16 protein-coding genes are annotated in these 15,831 nt (G+C 72.1%); 10 read left to right on the plus strand and 6 right to left on the minus strand.

The features are described from left to right. Positions 1–35: 35 nt before the first annotated feature. The 3 genes from mmpB to ACFZAT_RS02320 form a co-directional block, all read right to left on the minus strand. Positions 36–164 (minus strand): morphogenic membrane protein MmpB, encoded by a 129-nt coding sequence (gene mmpB, locus ACFZAT_RS02310; protein ID WP_391258820.1) that lies wholly within the window; start codon positions 162–164, stop codon positions 36–38. Between the two features lie 67 nt (positions 165–231). Next, positions 232–438, minus strand: coding sequence for an acyl-CoA carboxylase epsilon subunit (locus tag ACFZAT_RS02315; protein WP_391258823.1), 207 nt, complete (start codon positions 436–438; stop codon positions 232–234). 14 nt (positions 439–452) lie between these two features. Next, complete coding sequence (locus ACFZAT_RS02320; RefSeq protein ID WP_391258826.1) at positions 453–2,036, minus strand: carboxyl transferase domain-containing protein; 1,584 nt, start codon at positions 2,034–2,036, stop codon at positions 453–455. 133 nt (positions 2,037–2,169) lie between these two features. Between ACFZAT_RS02320 and ACFZAT_RS02325 the strand changes: the two genes are divergently transcribed. The 5 genes from ACFZAT_RS02325 (at position 2,170) to hutH (ending at position 8,154) form a co-directional block, all read left to right on the plus strand. Then, complete coding sequence (locus ACFZAT_RS02325; RefSeq protein ID WP_391258829.1) at positions 2,170–3,033, plus strand: biotin--[acetyl-CoA-carboxylase] ligase; 864 nt, start codon at positions 2,170–2,172, stop codon at positions 3,031–3,033. A gap of 125 nt (positions 3,034–3,158) precedes the next feature. Further along, complete coding sequence (locus ACFZAT_RS02330; RefSeq protein WP_391258831.1) at positions 3,159–4,340, plus strand: adenylate/guanylate cyclase domain-containing protein; 1,182 nt, start codon at positions 3,159–3,161, stop codon at positions 4,338–4,340. Positions 4,341–4,429: 89 nt separating this feature from the next. Continuing rightward, positions 4,430–5,242: an enoyl-CoA hydratase-related protein gene (locus tag ACFZAT_RS02335; RefSeq protein WP_391258833.1), complete on the plus strand. Its 813-nt coding sequence runs from the start codon at positions 4,430–4,432 to the stop codon at positions 5,240–5,242. A gap of 85 nt (positions 5,243–5,327) precedes the next feature. Continuing rightward, complete coding sequence (locus ACFZAT_RS02340) at positions 5,328–6,509, plus strand: diguanylate cyclase domain-containing protein (RefSeq protein WP_391258836.1); 1,182 nt, start codon at positions 5,328–5,330, stop codon at positions 6,507–6,509. A gap of 100 nt (positions 6,510–6,609) precedes the next feature. Further along, positions 6,610–8,154: a histidine ammonia-lyase gene (hutH, locus tag ACFZAT_RS02345; protein WP_391260197.1), complete on the plus strand. Its 1,545-nt coding sequence runs from the start codon at positions 6,610–6,612 to the stop codon at positions 8,152–8,154. Here hutH and ACFZAT_RS02350 read toward each other — a convergent pair. Next, positions 8,135–8,323, minus strand: a complete 189-nt coding sequence (locus ACFZAT_RS02350) for a hypothetical protein (RefSeq protein WP_391258839.1) — start codon at positions 8,321–8,323, stop codon at positions 8,135–8,137. The two genes, hutH and ACFZAT_RS02350, sit on opposite strands and share 20 nt — an antisense overlap. Before the next feature lie 413 nt (positions 8,324–8,736). On the opposite strand from ACFZAT_RS02350, the gene ACFZAT_RS02355 reads away from it, so the two are divergent. The 3 genes from ACFZAT_RS02355 (at position 8,737) to ACFZAT_RS02365 (ending at position 12,332) form a co-directional block, all read left to right on the plus strand. Next, positions 8,737–10,002 carry an Ig-like domain-containing protein gene (locus ACFZAT_RS02355; RefSeq protein ID WP_391258841.1) on the plus strand — a complete coding sequence of 422 codons (1,266 nt, stop codon included), beginning with the start codon at positions 8,737–8,739 and terminating at the stop codon, positions 10,000–10,002. A 144-nt stretch (positions 10,003–10,146) separates the two neighbouring features. Further along, entirely contained in the window at positions 10,147–11,613 is a 1,467-nt protein-coding gene (locus ACFZAT_RS02360; RefSeq protein ID WP_391258844.1) for an ABC transporter permease, read from the plus strand. Between the two features lie 35 nt (positions 11,614–11,648). Beyond that, positions 11,649–12,332 (plus strand): ATP-binding cassette domain-containing protein, encoded by a 684-nt coding sequence (locus ACFZAT_RS02365; protein WP_391258847.1) that lies wholly within the window; start codon positions 11,649–11,651, stop codon positions 12,330–12,332. Positions 12,333–12,389: 57 nt separating this feature from the next. Here ACFZAT_RS02365 and ACFZAT_RS02370 read toward each other — a convergent pair whose 3' ends face one another. Next, on the minus strand, positions 12,390–12,839 hold the full coding sequence (locus tag ACFZAT_RS02370) for an RDD family protein (RefSeq protein WP_391260200.1): 450 nt from the start codon (positions 12,837–12,839) through the stop codon (positions 12,390–12,392). Between the two features lie 268 nt (positions 12,840–13,107). On the opposite strand from ACFZAT_RS02370, the gene ACFZAT_RS02375 reads away from it, so the two are divergent. Both ACFZAT_RS02375 and gdhA read left to right on the plus strand, forming a co-directional pair. Further along, positions 13,108–13,461 (plus strand): DUF1330 domain-containing protein, encoded by a 354-nt coding sequence (locus tag ACFZAT_RS02375; RefSeq protein ID WP_391258851.1) that lies wholly within the window; start codon positions 13,108–13,110, stop codon positions 13,459–13,461. Between the two features lie 247 nt (positions 13,462–13,708). Further along, on the plus strand, positions 13,709–15,088 hold the full coding sequence (gdhA, locus tag ACFZAT_RS02380; protein WP_391260203.1) for an NADP-specific glutamate dehydrogenase: 1,380 nt from the start codon (positions 13,709–13,711) through the stop codon (positions 15,086–15,088). Positions 15,089–15,155: 67 nt separating this feature from the next. Here the strand turns inward: gdhA and msrA are convergent, their stop codons facing one another. Continuing rightward, positions 15,156–15,821 (minus strand): peptide-methionine (S)-S-oxide reductase MsrA, encoded by a 666-nt coding sequence (gene msrA / locus ACFZAT_RS02385; protein WP_391258854.1) that lies wholly within the window; start codon positions 15,819–15,821, stop codon positions 15,156–15,158. Positions 15,822–15,831 lie beyond the last annotated feature (10 nt).

Consider the following 15,831-nt stretch of genomic DNA (forward strand, 5'->3'; position numbering starts at 1 on the left):
CCGCTCCTCGATCGCCGGAGGGGCTTGATTCCGCCTCAGCGCGTACCGAGTACGAACATCGCCACGACCATCGCCAGGGCCAGGATCAAGCCCGCTCGGCGCATCATCGTTTCCGCGTCGCGGAGTTCCTCGGGGGGTTTGTTCTCAGGGTCGGACCAGAGCATGGTCCGATCCTGCTGCGGAGGCCTCGGGCGGCGCCTGAGTACGCGTACTCAACCGCCGCCCCGGCGGTTACGCGGGCCAGTACGTACGGGCCCAGGCGCGCGGGCCCGGCAGGTGGCGGGCGCTTCGGGCCAGGCGGCTCGGGTGGGACCAGCCGGCCGGGGGCTGCGGGGTGCTGGACGGCACCGCGGACACCGCGGCGGCACGGGCCCGGACGACCGCGAGCGCGGCGGCCAGTTCCTCCGGGGTCGGGTTGCCCCGTACGACCTTGATCATGGCCAGGACCCTTTCTAGAGGGGGATGTTGCCGTGCTTCTTGGGCGGCAGGGACTCGCGCTTGGTGCGGAGCTGGCGCAGGCCCTTGACCACGTGCGCCCGGGTGTCGGACGGCATGATCACCGCGTCCACGTACCCGCGTTCGGCCGCCACGTACGGGTTGAGCAGCGTGTCCTCGTAGTCCGCGATCAGTTCGGCGCGCGTGGCCTCCTGGTCCTCGGCGGCGGCGATCGTACGGCGGTGCAGGATGTTCACCGCGCCCTGGGCGCCCATGACGGCGATCTGCGCGGTCGGCCAGGCGAGGTTGATGTCGGCGCCCAGGTGCTTGGAGCCCATGACGTCGTACGCGCCGCCGAACGCCTTGCGCGTGATCACCGTGATCAGCGGGACCGTCGCCTCCGCGTACGCGTAGATCAGCTTGGCACCGCGCCGGATGATGCCGCCGTACTCCTGGTCGACGCCCGGCAGGAAGCCCGGCACGTCCACGAAGGTCAGCACCGGCACGTTGAACGCGTCGCAGGTGCGGACGAAACGCGCCGCCTTCTCACTGGCGTTGATGTCCAGGCAGCCGGCGAACTGCATCGGCTGGTTGGCGACGATGCCGACCGGGTAGCCCTCGACGCGGCCGAAGCCGGTGATGATGTTCGGCGCGAACAGGGCCTGGGTCTCCAGGAACTCGCCGTCGTCCAGCACGTGCTCGATCGCGGTGTGCATGTCGTACGGCTGGTTCGCCGAGTCCGGGATCAGCGCGTCCAGCTCGCGGTCCTCGTCGCTGACCGCGAGGTCCGCCTCCTCCGGGAAGGCCGGGGCCTCCGAGAGGTTGTTCGACGGGAGGTAGGACAGCAGCGACTTGACGTACTCGATGGCGTCCTTCTCGTCGCCCGCCATGTGGTGCGCGACGCCCGAGGTGGTGTTGTGCGTACGGGCTCCGCCCAGCTCCTCGAAGCCGACGTCCTCACCGGTGACCGTCTTGATGACGTCGGGGCCCGTGATGAACATGTGCGAGGTCTTGTCGACCATCACCGTGAAGTCGGTGATCGCGGGGGAGTACACCGCGCCGCCCGCGCACGGGCCGACGATCAGCGAGATCTGCGGGATCACACCCGAGGCGTGCACGTTGCGCCGGAAGATCTCCGCGAAGAGCCCCAGCGCCGCGACGCCCTCCTGGATGCGGGCGCCGCCGCCGTCGTTGATGCCGATGACCGGGCAGCCGGTCTTCAGCGCGAAGTCCATCACCTTGACGATCTTCTCACCGTAGACCTCGCCCAGCGAGCCGCCGAAGATGGTGAAGTCCTGCGAGTACACGCAGACCGGGCGGCCGTCGACCGTGCCGTAGCCGGTGACGACGCCGTCCCCGTACGGCCGGTTCTTCTCGATGCCGAAGTTGGTCGAGCGGTGCCGGGCGAACTCGTCGAGCTCCACGAAGGAACCCTCGTCGAGCAGCAGCTCGACGCGCTCGCGCGCCGTCAGCTTGCCCTTCGCGTGCTGCTTCTCCACCGCGCGCGCCGACCCGGCGTGGGTCGCCTCGTCGATACGGCGCTGCAGGTCCGCGAGCTTGCCCGCGGTCGTGTGGATGTCGGTCTCTTCCGGCTCGGACATCGGGTGGCGGCTCCCTGCCTGGTCACGGGGACGACTTGGCTGCTGATCTGCTGACGAACAGCTACTGAGCCGTAGCGTATCGGCGCGGATACGGTTCGGCAGTGCGTCCTTTGACACACCTAGGGTGGCTTGCATGACACCTTCGGATGCGCCACAGAGCCGTTGGTCGGACCTGGACCGGCCGCCCCTCAACGTCCCCGCGCTGCGCCGCGGACTGCTGCGGCCCGGCTCGCTGTGGACCGTCCTGGACGTGGTCGAGTCGACCGGCTCCACCAACACCGATCTCGCCGCGCGCGCCGCGGGCCTCGCCGAGGGCACCGTCCTCGTCGCCGAGGAGCAGACCGCAGGGCGCGGGCGCCTGGAGCGCACCTGGACCGCCCCGGCCCGCTCCGGGCTGTTCTTCTCCGTCTACCTGACCCCGGGGGACGTGCCCGCCGAGCGCTGGGGCTGGCTGCCGCTGCTCACCGGCGTCGCCGCCGCGACCGGCCTGGCCCGCGCGGCGGGCGTCGACATGGCCCTGAAGTGGCCCAACGACCTGCTCGTCACCGTCGAGGGCGAGGAGCGCAAGACCGGCGGCATCCTCGCGGAGCGGGCCGGCGACGGCGTCGTCATCGGCATCGGCCTCAACGTCTCGCTGCGCGCCGACGAGCTCCCCGCCCCCACCGCCGCCTCGCTCGCCCTGGCCGGCGCGGTCTCCACCGACCGCGAGACGCTGCTGCGGGGCGTCCTGAGGTCCCTGGAGCACTGGTACGGGCTCTGGCGCGACGCGGACGGCGACGCGGCGGCGAGCGGGGTGCAGGAGGCGTACGCGGCGGGCTGCGCGACCCTCGGCAAGGCCGTACGGGCCCAGCTGCCCGGCGACCGCACGCTCACCGGAGAGGCCGTCGCCGTCGACGGGGACGGCCGGCTCGTCCTGGCCACGGACGGCGGACTGCGCGCACCGGTCTCCGCGGGCGACATCGTGCACCTGCGCGGTGCGGAGGGCGGCCTGACCTGAACCGCCGGGGCCCCGTCCGCGTGCCCTGAGGACGTGAGGTAGGGCACACCTGCCGTATCGTTGAGGTGATCCACCGGCGGACAGATCGGCAGGGCAGTGCGCAGGGAACGGGCAGGAGGCGGCTGGTGACCGTCGACGACACGACCTCCGGCGATGGCGCGCAGCAGTCACCGGACCCCTCGGTGCACGCCACACCGCACCACGAAGTCGACCACACGGCCGAGCCGACCGACGACCCCCTCGCGATCCGGCTGGAACAGCTGATCCTGGGCGCCGACCGTCGCTACACGCCGTTCCAGGCGGCCCGCACGGCCGGCGTCTCCATGGACCTGGCCTCCCGCTTCTGGCGGGCCATGGGTTTCGCGGACATCGGCCAGGCCAAGGCGCTCACCGAGGCCGACGTGCTGGCCCTGCGGCGGCTCTCCGGTCTCGTCGAGGCGGGGCTGCTCAGCGAGCCGATGGCGATCCAGGTCGCCCGGTCGACCGGGCAGACCACCGCCCGGCTGGCCGAATGGCAGATCGACTCCTTCCTGGAGGGCCTGACCGAGCCCCCCGAGCCCGGCATGACCCGCACCGAGGTCACGTACCCCCTGGTGGAACTGCTCCTGCCCGAGCTGGAGGAGTTCCTGGTGTACGTGTGGCGGCGCCAGCTCGCCGCCGCCACGGGCCGGGTCGTGCAGGCGGCCGACGACGACGAGATGGTGGACCGCCGCCTCGCCGTGGGCTTCGCGGACCTCGTCGGCTTCACCCGGCTCACCCGCCGGCTGGAGGAGGAGGAGCTCGGCGAGCTGGTCGAGTCCTTCGAGACCACCTGCGCCGACCTGGTCGCGGCGCACGGCGGCCGGCTCATCAAGACCCTCGGCGACGAGGTCCTGTTCGCCGCCGACGACGCGGGCACCGCCGCCGAGATCGCGCTGCGCCTGGTCGAGGCGATGACCGTGGACGAGACGATGCCGGCGCTCCGGGTCGGCATCGCCTTCGGCACGGTCACCACCCGGATGGGCGACGTCTTCGGCACCACGGTGAACCTGGCCAGCCGGCTCACCTCGATAGCGCCCAAGGACGCGGTGCTGGTCGACGGGGCGTTCGCCGAGGAGCTGACGCGTACGGGCGACGCCCCGGTCTCCGAGGCGCGGGCGGCGGAGGAGGCCGCGGCGGCGGCCGAGCGGGCCGCGAAGGAGGGGCCGGACGCCGCGGTGATCCCGGTCCCGAAGTACCGCTACGGGCTCCAGCCGATGTGGCAGCGCCCGGTGCGCGGCCTCGGCGTGGTCGAACCCTGGCTGCTGGCGCGTCGCGGCACCTCCTGAGCCGCACGTCCCGACCTGTCCCGGCCACCCTTTCGGGGGAGAGCTCTAGGATCCCTTCGGTAACGCTCGTTAACCGACAGGGGTGCAGCATGACCGTCACGTCCGAGCAGCGGTTCGGGGAGTTCGTCGTCGTCCGGGCCCACGAGGGGTTCGACCACGTCGCCGAGCTGGTTCTCGACCGGCCGAAGGCGATGAACGCGGTGTCCACGGACATGGCGCGCTCGATCGCCGCCGCCTGCGACGCGCTCGCCGCCGACCGGGACGTGCGCGTCACCGTCCTGACCTCCAGCCACGAGCGGGCGTTCTGCGTGGGCGCGGACCTCAAGGAGCGCAACTCCTTCTCCGACGCCGACCTGGTGCGCCAGCGGCCCACCGCGCGCGCCGCCTACACCGGTGTGCTCGAACTGCCCATGCCGACGATCGCCGCCGTGCACGGCTTCGCCCTGGGCGGCGGCTTCGAACTGGCCCTGTCCTGCGACCTCATCGTCGCCGACCCGACCGCCCTGGTGGGCCTGCCCGAGGTCTCCGTCGGCGTCATCCCGGGCGGCGGCGGCACCCAGTTGCTGCCCCGCCGGGTCGGGGCCGCGCGCGCCGCCGAGCTGATCTTCAGCGCCCGCCGGGTGCCGGGTCCCGAGGCCCGTGAGCTGGGCCTGGTGGACGAACTGGTGGCGGAGGGCGAGGACCGGACCGCGGCGCTGGCCCTGGCCGCCCGGATCGCCGCGAACTCGCCGGTCGGGCTGCGGGCGGCCAAGCGGGCGCTGCGGCTCGGGCACGGGCTGGACCTGCGGGCCGGTCTGGAGGTCGAGGACTCCGCGTGGCGGTCGGTGGCCTTCTCCGGTGACCGGGCGGAGGGCGTGGCCGCGTTCAACGAGAAGCGGAAGGCGAACTGGCCCGGGGAGTGACCCTCGGTGCCCGTTCTCGAGCCCATCGGTCACGCTCCGGAGTCGCCGAGTGATCACGGAGTCCATATCGCCCTAAACTGGCGCAATGGGTGGTGACGACGCACGACTGCGCGCTGTGGTCTCGCTGGCGCAGACGATGGCCGCGGCGCAGACCCCCCGGGGGTGCTGGCGAGCGGCCGCCCTGGGGGCCCGCGAGGCGCTGGGCGGCAGCTTCGCCGCGCTCTCGGTCTGGGAACGCGACCGGGGCCGGCTGAGGGTCCTGGTCAACGCGGGGGAGCGGGCCGAGGGCGAGGAGGAGTTCCCCGAGGAGGAGGTCTACCCGGTCCACCGCTTCCCGGAGATCACCGAGTTCCTGCACGAGCGGTGGGCCGGGGGCGGTGAGCCGGACGCCTGGGTGGAGACGGCCGAGGGTCCGGTGGACGAGGAGCCGGGCGAGGAGCCGGCGGCCGGTGCGCACGGATACGGGCCCGGCTACTGCCACCAGCGGGTCGCGGCGCTGCGCCGGCGGGGGCGCGGCTGCTGCGTGGTCGCGCCGATCGTGCTGCACGGGCGGGCCTGGGGCGAGCTGTACGTGGCACGGCCCGTGGGTGAACCGGTCTTCGGGCGCGCGGACGCCGACTTCGCGACGGTGCTGGCCGCGGTGGTGGCCGCCGGGCTCGCCCAGACCGAGCGCCTGGAGGAGGTCCGCAAGCTGGCCTTCACGGACCCGCTGACCGGCCTCGCCAACCGCAGGGCCGTCGATGTGCGGCTGGACGAGGCGCTGGAGCGGCACCGGGCGGACGGGGCGGTGGTCAGCCTGGTCGTCTGCGATCTGAACGGGCTGAAGTGGGTCAACGACACCCATGGCCACGCGGTGGGCGACCGGCTGCTGGAACGTTTCGGCTCGGTGCTGTCCCGGTGCGGGGCCATACTGCCCGGCGCGCTGGCGGCCCGGCTGGGCGGCGACGAGTTCTGCCTGCTGGCGGTGGGCCCCGGGGCGGACGAGGTGGTCACCGTGGCCACTGAGCTGTGCGGGCGGGCGGCCGGTCTGGAGTTCGGCAACGGGGTCGCCTGCGGGATCGCGTCCACCGGTGACGACATCGGGCCGGTGGTCTCGGCCCGGCGGCTGTTCCGGCTGGCGGACGCGGCGCAGTACCGGGCGAAGGCGGCCCGCTCGGACCGCCCGGTGGTGGCGGGCCGTGACGACGAGGTGATCCGGCTGGCGGACTCCCCGCCGAAGTCGCCGCACGACCGGCGCCGGCTGCGCGGCAACCCGCCCGGCCACTGACCCGCAGGGCGGACGTTCGCGGCGGGATCCGCGTAAGGGGTCAACCCGCCGACCGCTGGTGACATGAAGGCTTTCAATCCGTACGCTGCTGAATATGGATATGCATACAGTCGTGGTGGGGACGTCCGGTACCACCGCTCAGGACGTTATCGCCGTGGCCCGCGGCAACGCCCGTGTCGAGCTCTCCGCCGACGCGGTGGCCGCGCTGGCCGCCGCCCGTGAGATCGTGGACGCGCTCGCCGCCAAGCCCGAGCCGGTCTACGGCGTCTCGACCGGCTTCGGCGCGCTGGCCAGCCGCCACATCAGCCCGGAGCTGCGCGCCCAGCTCCAGCGCAACATCGTCCGCTCGCACGCCGCCGGCATGGGCCCGCGCGTCGAGCGCGAGGTGGTCCGGGCGCTGATGTTCCTCCGGCTGAAGACGGTCGCCTCCGGCCACACCGGCGTCCGGCCCGAGGTCGCGCAGACCATGGCCGACCTGCTGAACGCCGGGATCACCCCCGTCGTCCACGAGTACGGATCGCTCGGCTGCTCCGGCGACCTGGCGCCGCTGTCGCACTGCGCGCTGGCCCTGATGGGCGAGGGCGACGCGGAGGGCCCCGACGGCACCGTCCGCCCGGCCGGTGAACTGCTCGCCGCGCACGGGATCACCCCGGTCGAGCTGCGCGAGAAGGAGGGCCTGGCCCTCCTCAACGGCACCGACGGCATGCTCGGCATGCTGATCATGGCCCTGGCCGATCTGCGGACGCTGTACACCTCGGCCGACATCACCGCCGCCCTCTCCCTGGAGGCCCTGCTCGGCACGGACAAGGTCCTCGCCCCCGAGCTGCACGCCATCCGCCCGCACCCGGGCCAGGGCGCCAGCGCGGACAACATGCTGCGGGTCCTCGCGGGCTCCGGTCTCACCGGTCACCATCAGGACGACGCCCCGCGCGTCCAGGACGCCTACTCGGTGCGGTGCGCGCCGCAGGTCAACGGGGCGGGCCGGGACACCCTCGCGTACGCCGCGACCGTCGCCGACCGCGAGCTGGCCGCGGCCGTGGACAACCCGGTGGTCCTTCCGGACGGGCGCGTCGAGTCCAACGGCAACTTCCACGGAGCGCCCGTCGCGTACGTCCTGGACTTCCTGGCCATCGCCGCCGCGGACCTGGGCTCGATCACCGAGCGCCGTACCGACCGGCTCCTCGACAAGAACCGTTCGCACGGGCTGCCGCCGTTCCTGGCCGACGACGCGGGGGTGGACTCCGGGCTGATGATCGCCCAGTACACCCAGGCCGCCCTGGTCAGCGAGATGAAGCGGCTCGCCGTCCCGGCCTCCGCCGACTCCATCCCGTCCTCCGCCATGCAGGAGGACCACGTCTCGATGGGCTGGTCCGCCGCGCGCAAGCTGCGTACCGCCGTCGGCAACCTCGCCCGGATCGTCGCCGTCGAGCTCTACGCGGCGACCCGCGCGGTCGAGCTGCGCGCTCAGCGGGGGCTGACCCCGGCCCCCGCCACCCGCGCCGTCATCGAGGCGCTGCGGGCCGCCGGTGTCGAGGGGCCCGGCCCCGACCGCTTCCTGTCGCCGGACCTGGCCGCCGCCGACGCCTTCGTGCGGGCGGGCGGGCTGGTCTCCGCCGTGGAGCCGGTCACCGGGTCGCTGGCCTGAGACCGATCTCGGGGAGCGCGCCGGAATCCGCGTCGTCACCCGCTGTCGCCGCCGCGCCGGGCGCGGTCCCCGTATCGCTCGTGGCATTGGCCGACGGAACGAACCACAGGGCGCAGAGCAGGGCTCCCGCGGCGGTGGCGGTCAGGAGCGGGCGGAGGGCGATGGTCACGAAATCGGTCTCCCTTGCGACGGCCGGACGTCCGGCTCGTGCCGATGCTAGGGCCTGTCATTCGCATCACGCCAGGGCCCTGGGGAAGGCATGGCGGTGAGGCCGCCGGGGAACGCGTCCTCGACGAGGGGTGCCCCGGTCGTCCCGCACAATGGGAGGGAGGCCGACGGCTGCGGCGGTCCCAAGCGGCGGGCCCGACCTGCGGGAACGCAGGCCCTGCCCGCTCGTGGCGGACCGGAGCCGGTCCGTGCCGCGGACGCGGGAACCACCGCCCCCGGCACGGCGTCGAAGAGTGGTGTTCCCCACACATTCGACGGACGTGGAACGGGGATCCCGTACCAGGGGTTCTTGGAACATTGACGGGGTTTCGCCGTTGGGCGGCCTTTTCGGGGTTTTTGGGGATTTCGGCAACGATGGAGAAGCGTGTGATGACGGACAGCAAGCGGCGCAAGGGCCTGATGGCCGCGTCCGCACTGCTCGGCGGCGTACTGGTGCTTTCCGCCTGCGACGACGGCGGCGACAAGGGCGGTCCCAGCCCCGAGAGCTCGAAGTCCCAGGCGGCCGACGTCGACAAGGCGGCGGCTCAGGAGACCTCCGAGGCGCAGATAACGATCGCGCCCAAGAACGGCGCGACCAACGCGAGCATCAACAACGCCGCCAAGGTCACCGTCGCCAAGGGCAAGCTGACCGAGGTCACCATGACCAGCGCGGACGGCAAGAGCGTCAAGGGCACCCTCTCCGCCGACGGCACGAGCTGGCAGCCGGACGCCCAGCTGGAGCGCTCGACCACCTACAAGGTCAGCGCGACGGCGAAGGACGCCAAGGGCCGCGAGGCGCACGAGAACTCCTCCTTCACCACCGTCTCGCCCGACAAGAGCTTCATCGGGAACTTCACCCCCGAGGACGGCTCCACGGTCGGCGTCGGCATGCCCGTCTCGATCAACTTCAACAAGCCGATCACCGACACCAAGGCCGTCCAGGACGGCATCAAGGTGACGTCCAGCAGCGGCCAGGAAGTCGTCGGCCACTGGTTCAACAACCAGCGCCTCGACCTGCGCCCCGAGAATTACTGGCAGGCCGGTTCGACCGTCACCCTGAAGCTGTCCCTGGACGGCGTCGAGGGCTCGGACGGCGTCTACGGCGTCCAGCAGAAGACGGTCACCTTCAAGATCGGCCGCAACCAGGTCTCCACGGTCGACGCCAAGACCCACATGATGACCGTCACCCGGGACGGCAAGACGGTCAAGACCATCCCGATCTCCGCGGGCGGCCCCGACAACCCGACGTACAACGGCCAGATGGTGATCTCCGAGAAGTACAAGGAGACCCGGATGAACGGCGCCACCGTCGGCTTCACGGACGACGACGGCAAGGGCGAGTACGACATCAAGGACGTGCCGCACGCCATGCGGCTGTCCACGTCGGGCACCTTCATCCACGGCAACTACTGGGGCAAGGGCATCTTCGGCAAGGTCAACACCAGCCACGGCTGCGTCGGCCTCCAGGACGTCAAGGGCGCCGGTGACGCGGACCAGCCGGCCGCGTGGTTCTACAACAACTCCATGGTCGGTGACGTCGTCGTCGTCAAGAACTCCCCGGACAAGACGATCCAGCCCTCCAACGGCCTGAACGGCTGGAACCTCAGCTGGGCCGAGTGGACGGCGGGCTCCACCGCCTGACCGGTCCGTCCGGCCGGACCCCACCCCGTACGCCGAAGGCGGCGGCACCCCCTCGGTGCCGCCGCCTTCGGCGTGCCCGTGGTTCTCATCCGGCTCTCATGGTGGCCTTAACCCACCATCACGCGCCGTTCCTAGCCTCGCGCCATGTTCTTCACCTACCTCCGGCGCGAACTGCGCCGCCGCAGAAAGGCGGCGCTCGTCGTCGCCTCCGGGCTCGCCCTCGGCATTGCGCTGGTCATCGTCGTCAGCTCCGTCTCCTCGGGCATGAGCAAGGCCCAGGACAAGGTCCTGGAATCGCTGTACGGGCTCGGCACCGACATGACCGTCACCAAGGCGGCCGCGGCGCCGGGATCGGGCGCAACCGGCCGCCCCAGGTTCGAGTTCGACGCCAAGGACAACGACGACGACGCGACCCAGAGCACCGACCGGGTCATGGTCCAGGGCTTCCAGACCCTGGCTTCCTCCACCGTCACCAAGGTGGGCGAGCAGGACGGCGTCGCCGGTGCGGTGGGCGGGCTGAGCCTGAACGTCATGAAGGTCGACGGGCAGTTCAAGCGCGGCGAGTTCAAGCAGGAGGGCGGTACGGGCCAGGGCGGCGGCGGCCGCGGGTTCGGCGGCGGCAGCGGCCAGCCGCAGGGCGAGGTCAGGGGCGGCGGCGCCTCCTTCGACGTCAACTCCTACACGGTGTACGGAACCGACGTCACCCAGCAGGACCTCGGCCCGCTCACCTCCTCGAAGATCACCTCCGGGCGTACGTTCAAGACGACCGAGACCAACGCCGAGGTGGCCGTGGTCGACTCCGCGTACGCCAAGGAGAAGAGCCTCGCCCCCGGCAAGACCGTGACCGTCCACGGCACCAAGTTCACGATCATCGGGGTCTCGACGGCCGACAGCGGCGACGCGGCCGCCAACCTCTACATCCCGCTCAAGCAGGCGCAGACCCTGTCCGACTCCAAGGACAAGGTCACCACGGTGTACGTGAAGGCCACGGACTCCCAGCGGATCGACGGCGTCAAGTCGGCCATCCAGAAGAACATCTCCGGCACCACGGTCACCACCTCCGCCGACCTCGCGGACACCGTCTCCGGCTCCCTGTCCACCGCGTCCGACCTGGCCGCCGGCGTCGGCAAGTGGCTCTCCATCGCCGTCCTGGTCGCCGCGTTCCTGGTCGCCGGGCTCCTCACCTCCTCCGCCGTCAGCCGCCGCGTCCGCGAATTCGGCACGCTGAAGGCGCTCGGCTGGAAGAGCGGCCGGGTCACCCGCCAGGTCGTCGGCGAGGCCCTGGTCAACGGCCTCATCGGCGGCGTTCTCGGCATCGCCGTCGGTCTGGCCGGCGCCTACGCGGTCACCGCCGTCAGCCCCACGCTCACCGCCGAACTGGGCTCCTCCGGCGGTGGGGCGCGCGGCGGCATGATGGGCGGCGGCGGGCCCGGCTTCGGCCGGCAGAGCGCGTCCAAGGCCCTCGACATCGCGCTCACCGCGCCCGTCTCCCTCTCCGTCATCCTGACCGCCGTCGCCCTGGCCGTGGCGGGCGGGCTGATCGCGGGCGCCTTCGGCGGCTGGCGCGCCTCCCGGCTGCGCCCGGCGGACGCACTGCGCCGCGTCGAGTAGCAGCCCGGACCCCACACCCCGTCAGGAGATCACCCATGTACACACTTCGCGGCGTCACCAAGCAGTACCAGCGCGGCAAGTCCATCGTGCACGCCCTCGCCGGAGTCGACCTCACCATCGAGGACGGCGGCCGCCTGGTCATCCAGGGCCCCACCGGCGGCGGCAAGTCCACCCTGCTCCAGATGCTCGGCGGCCTGGACCGGCCCACCGCCGGGAGCATCGAGCTCGACGGCATGGACCTGGCCGAGCTCAGCGAGGCCAAGCTCACCAAGGTGCGCGCCGAGAACATCGGCTTCGTCTTCCAGAGCTTCAACCTCATCCCGACGCTCACCGCCCAGGAGAACGTCGAGACCGCCCTCGTCCCTCTCGGCGTCAAGGCGTCCGAGCGGCGCGGAAGAGCCGCCGAGGCGCTGGACTCCGTCGGGCTCGGCGAGCGCCTGGGCCATGTGCCCGGCGAGATGTCCGGCGGCCAGCAGCAGCGCGTCGCCATCGCCCGTGCCCTGGTCAAGCGGCCCAAGGTGCTGCTCGCGGACGAGCCCACCGGCAATCTCGACGAGTCCATGCGCGACGAGATCATGGAGGTCCTGGAGACCCTGTGGAAGGAGCACGGGCTCACCTTCGTCATGGTCACCCACGACAGCTCCATCGCCCGCCGCGCCCCGCGTCTGGCCACCATCCGCAAGGGCAGGGTCACCATCACGGAGAACGCCCCGGCCTGACCCGCCCCGCCCCGTCCCCGGCCGCCGCCGGCGGGCCCCGTGCCCCCGGCGGCGGTGTCAGGCCCGGGGCCGCACAGCCCTGCGGTACGCCACGAGGTCGCCCCTGCGGACCTGGCGCAGGCCGAGCGGGTCCGCGTACCAGGCCTCCTGCTCGCAGCTCCGCACCAGCGGGGGCCCGTCCTCGTCGTGCCGCCCGCGCAGTCCGTGCCACGGGCGCAGCGGCAGCCAGGCCAGCCCGTACAGCCAGCGCCGCACCAGCAGGCCGGGGCCCGGGCGGCGGACGTCCGGCAGGCTCACCACCCGGATGCCCATGATCAGCTTGCCCGCGCCCGCGCCGAGGAACGCGGTGAGCACGACCTGGTTGACGAAGGACAGCACGAGCACCGGCACGGCCAGCAGCGCCACCGCCTCGGGCAGCGCGGCGGTGTCCATGTACGGCCTGGCCAGCAGCCCGGCCGCGAGCACGCAGAGGTAGCAGTCCAGGCCCACCGAGAGGCAGCGCCGCATCTCACCGGCGCGCGGCGGGGTGCGCGGGCCGGGGCGTAACGACCCGCTGGGGCCGGACCGGGCGGGCAGCGCGGGGCCGGCGGGCCGGTGCGGACGGAGACCTCTGCGGTTTCCCCGTATGGATGTCATGAGCGAATCATGTCTGATGCACCGTCATTACGTCCCGGGGCGTTCCCTATTACCCCGCGGGTAATCGACGCCCTCCGGCGCCGTCGGCAGCATGGGGCCCATCAGCCGACGGACGACCGTACGAACCGGAGGGCCCACCATGACCGCCTACGCCATCGCGCACCTGTACCCCGAGGGCCGCCCCAACGCGGAGGTCATCGACTACATCGCGCGCATCCAGTCGACGCTGGACCCGTTCGGCGGCCGCTTCCTGGTCCACAACGCGCCGGTTGAGGTGATCGAGGGCGCGTGGCCCGGTGCGGTGGTGGTCGTCGGCTTCCCGTCCATCGGGGAGGCGCGCGCCTGGTACGCCTCGCCGGCCTACCAGGAGCTGGTGCCGCTGCGGGCCCGGAACATGGCGGGCGACGTGGTGCTCGTGGAGGGCGTCGCGCCGGACTACGACCCGACGGCGACGGCGGCGGCGCTGCGGGCGGACGTCACTCCCGCGGCGTAACGCCCGGGTTTCCGGAACCTCACCGTCGAGGCCGCGCGACTGTGAGGTTCACCACGTCGGCGGGGGCTCGCCGGGCGTGCGGGCCCGGCCAATCGCGCGCCGATCCGGCCGTGCGCAAGGCCGTTGGCCAGGTCGCGGGCCCTTCGGCGGCGGATCACCCGCCGGATGCCACGGTCCTCGGGCCGGAGCCGCTGGGAGAATCGGGGTGCCCCCGCGTATGAGCCGACCCATGGAAGGTCTTGATCAGATGCCGGTCACCCCTGACTCCGCCACCTCGCACGCCGCCGAGAACCGCATCATCGAGCCGTTGTACGCCGAGGTGCTGCGCCGCAATCAGGGCGAGAAGGAGTTCCATCAGGCGGTCCGGGAGGTCCTGGAGACCCTCGGTCCCGTGCTCGCCAAGCGGCCGGAGTTCGTGGACGCCCGGGTCATCGAACGCATTTGCGAGCCGGAGCGCCAGCTCATCTTCCGGGTGCCGTGGTCGGACGACTCGGGCGACATCCACGTCAACCGGGGCTTCCGCGTCGAGTTCTCCAGCCTGCTCGGTCCGTACAAGGGCGGTCTGCGCTTCCACCCCTCGGTCAACCTCGGCATCGTGAAGTTCCTCGGCTTCGAGCAGATCTTCAAGAACGCCCTCACCGGCATGCCCATCGGCGGCGGCAAGGGTGGCGCGGACTTCGACCCGAAGGGCCGCTCCGACGCCGAGATCATGCGGTTCTGCCAGTCCTTCATGACCGAGCTGCACCGCCACGTCGGCGAGTACACCGATGTGCCCGCCGGTGACATCGGGGTCGGCGGGCGCGAGATCGGCTACCTCTTCGGCCAGTACAAGCGGATCACCAACCGCCACGAGTCCGGCGTCCTCACCGGCAAGGGCCTCGGCTGGGGCGGCGCCCTCGTCCGCACCGAGGCGACCGGCTACGGCTGCGTCATGTTCACCGCCGAGATGCTGCGCAGCCGGGGCGAGTCCCTGGACGGCCAGCGCATCTCCGTGTCCGGCTCCGGCAACGTCGCGATCTACGCCATCGAGAAGGCCCAGCAGCTCGGCGCCACCGTCGTCACCGCCTCCGACTCCGGCGGCTACATCGTGGACGACAAGGGCATCGACCTCGACCTGCTCAAGGAGATCAAGGAGCGCGGCCGCGGCCGCATCTCCGAGTACGCCGAGCGGCGCGGCGCGCACGTGAAGTACGTCGAGGGCACCGGCGTCTGGAACGTCCCCGTCGACGTGGCCCTGCCCTGCGCGACGCAGAACGAACTGCACGAGGCCGACGCGCTCGCCCTCGTCCGCAACGGCGTCAAGGCGGTCGCCGAGGGCGCCAACATGCCCACCACCCCCGAGGCCGTCCGCGTCTTCCAGGACGCCGGAGTGGCCTTCGCCCCCGGCAAGGCGGCCAACGCGGGCGGCGTGGCCACCAGCGCCCTGGAGATGCAGCAGAACGCCTCGCGCGACTCCTGGACCTTCGCCCACACCGAGCAGCGCCTCGCGGAGATCATGCGCCACATCCACGACTCCTGCTACACCACCGCCGAGAAGTACGGCAGCCCCGGCAACTACGTCGTCGGCGCCAACATCGCCGGCTTCGAACTGGTCGCCGACGCGATGCTGGCCCAGGGGCTCATCTGACCCCGGCCACGACGCACGGAACGGGCCCGGGGACGCTTCCCCGGGCCCGTTCCCGTACGCGCGGGGCTCAGCTCTCCGCGGGCGCCACGCCCACCGGGCAGGAGACGCCCGTGCCGCCGATGCCGCAGTAGCCGGCCGGGTTCTTGTCCAGGTACTGCTGGTGCGCCGGTTCGGCGGGCCAGAACGGGCGGCCGTCGGCCGGCAGGATCTCCGTGGTGATCTCGCCGTGGCCGGAGGCCGTCAGGACCTTCTGGTACGCCTGGCGGGACGCCTCGGCGGCCGCCGCCTGCTCGGGGGAGTGGGTGTAGACCGCGGAGCGGTACTGCGTACCCACGTCGTTGCCCTGGCGGAAGCCCTGGGTCGGGTCGTGGGACTCCCAGAACAGCTTCAGCAGCTCCGCGTACGTGACGGTCCTCGGGTCGTACACGACGCGGACGGCCTCCGTGTGGCCGGTGAGGCCCGAGCAGACCTCCTCGTACGCGGGATTCTCCGTATAGCCGCCCTGGTAGCCGGCGAGTGTCGTCCAGACGCCGTCCGTCTGCCAGAACTTGCGCTCGGCGCCCCAGAAACAGCCCAGCGCGAAGTCGGCGACCTCCAGGCCCTCCGGATACGGGCCGAGCAGCGGATTGCCCAGCACCGTGTGGCGGTCCGGGACGGTGAACTCGGGGGTGGGACGGCCGCGCAGGGCCTCCTCCCGGGTGGGGAGCTGGGGGGTGCGGCGGTGCAGGAACATGCGGGGGCTC

Source organism: Streptomyces sp. NPDC008163 (genome assembly GCF_042956885.1).
GTDB classification, from domain to species: Bacteria; Actinomycetota; Actinomycetes; order Streptomycetales; family Streptomycetaceae; genus Streptomyces; species Streptomyces drozdowiczii_A.

Excerpts from the sequence above, each read along its gene's own strand:
- ACFZAT_RS02375 (WP_391258851.1), top strand. The coding sequence starts at position 13,108 with ATGACCGCCTACGCCATCGCGCACCTGTACCCCGAGGGCCGCCCCAAC.
- ACFZAT_RS02355 (WP_391258841.1), top strand. The coding sequence starts at position 8,737 with ATGGAGAAGCGTGTGATGACGGACAGCAAGCGGCGCAAGGGCCTGATG.
- ACFZAT_RS02335 (WP_391258833.1), top strand. The coding sequence starts at position 4,430 with ATGACCGTCACGTCCGAGCAGCGGTTCGGGGAGTTCGTCGTCGTCCGG.
- ACFZAT_RS02360 (WP_391258844.1), top strand. The coding sequence starts at position 10,147 with ATGTTCTTCACCTACCTCCGGCGCGAACTGCGCCGCCGCAGAAAGGCG.
- mmpB (WP_391258820.1), bottom strand. The coding sequence starts at position 164 with ATGCTCTGGTCCGACCCTGAGAACAAACCCCCCGAGGAACTCCGCGAC.
- ACFZAT_RS02370 (WP_391260200.1), bottom strand. The coding sequence starts at position 12,839 with ATGCGGCGCTGCCTCTCGGTGGGCCTGGACTGCTACCTCTGCGTGCTC.
- ACFZAT_RS02365 (WP_391258847.1), top strand. The coding sequence starts at position 11,649 with ATGTACACACTTCGCGGCGTCACCAAGCAGTACCAGCGCGGCAAGTCC.
- ACFZAT_RS02320 (WP_391258826.1), bottom strand. The coding sequence starts at position 2,036 with ATGTCCGAGCCGGAAGAGACCGACATCCACACGACCGCGGGCAAGCTC.
- msrA (WP_391258854.1), bottom strand. The coding sequence starts at position 15,821 with ATGTTCCTGCACCGCCGCACCCCCCAGCTCCCCACCCGGGAGGAGGCC.
- hutH (WP_391260197.1), top strand. The coding sequence starts at position 6,610 with ATGCATACAGTCGTGGTGGGGACGTCCGGTACCACCGCTCAGGACGTT.
- ACFZAT_RS02315 (WP_391258823.1), bottom strand. The coding sequence starts at position 438 with ATGATCAAGGTCGTACGGGGCAACCCGACCCCGGAGGAACTGGCCGCC.
- gdhA (WP_391260203.1), top strand. The coding sequence starts at position 13,709 with ATGCCGGTCACCCCTGACTCCGCCACCTCGCACGCCGCCGAGAACCGC.
- ACFZAT_RS02340 (WP_391258836.1), top strand. The coding sequence starts at position 5,328 with ATGGGTGGTGACGACGCACGACTGCGCGCTGTGGTCTCGCTGGCGCAG.
- ACFZAT_RS02325 (WP_391258829.1), top strand. The coding sequence starts at position 2,170 with ATGACACCTTCGGATGCGCCACAGAGCCGTTGGTCGGACCTGGACCGG.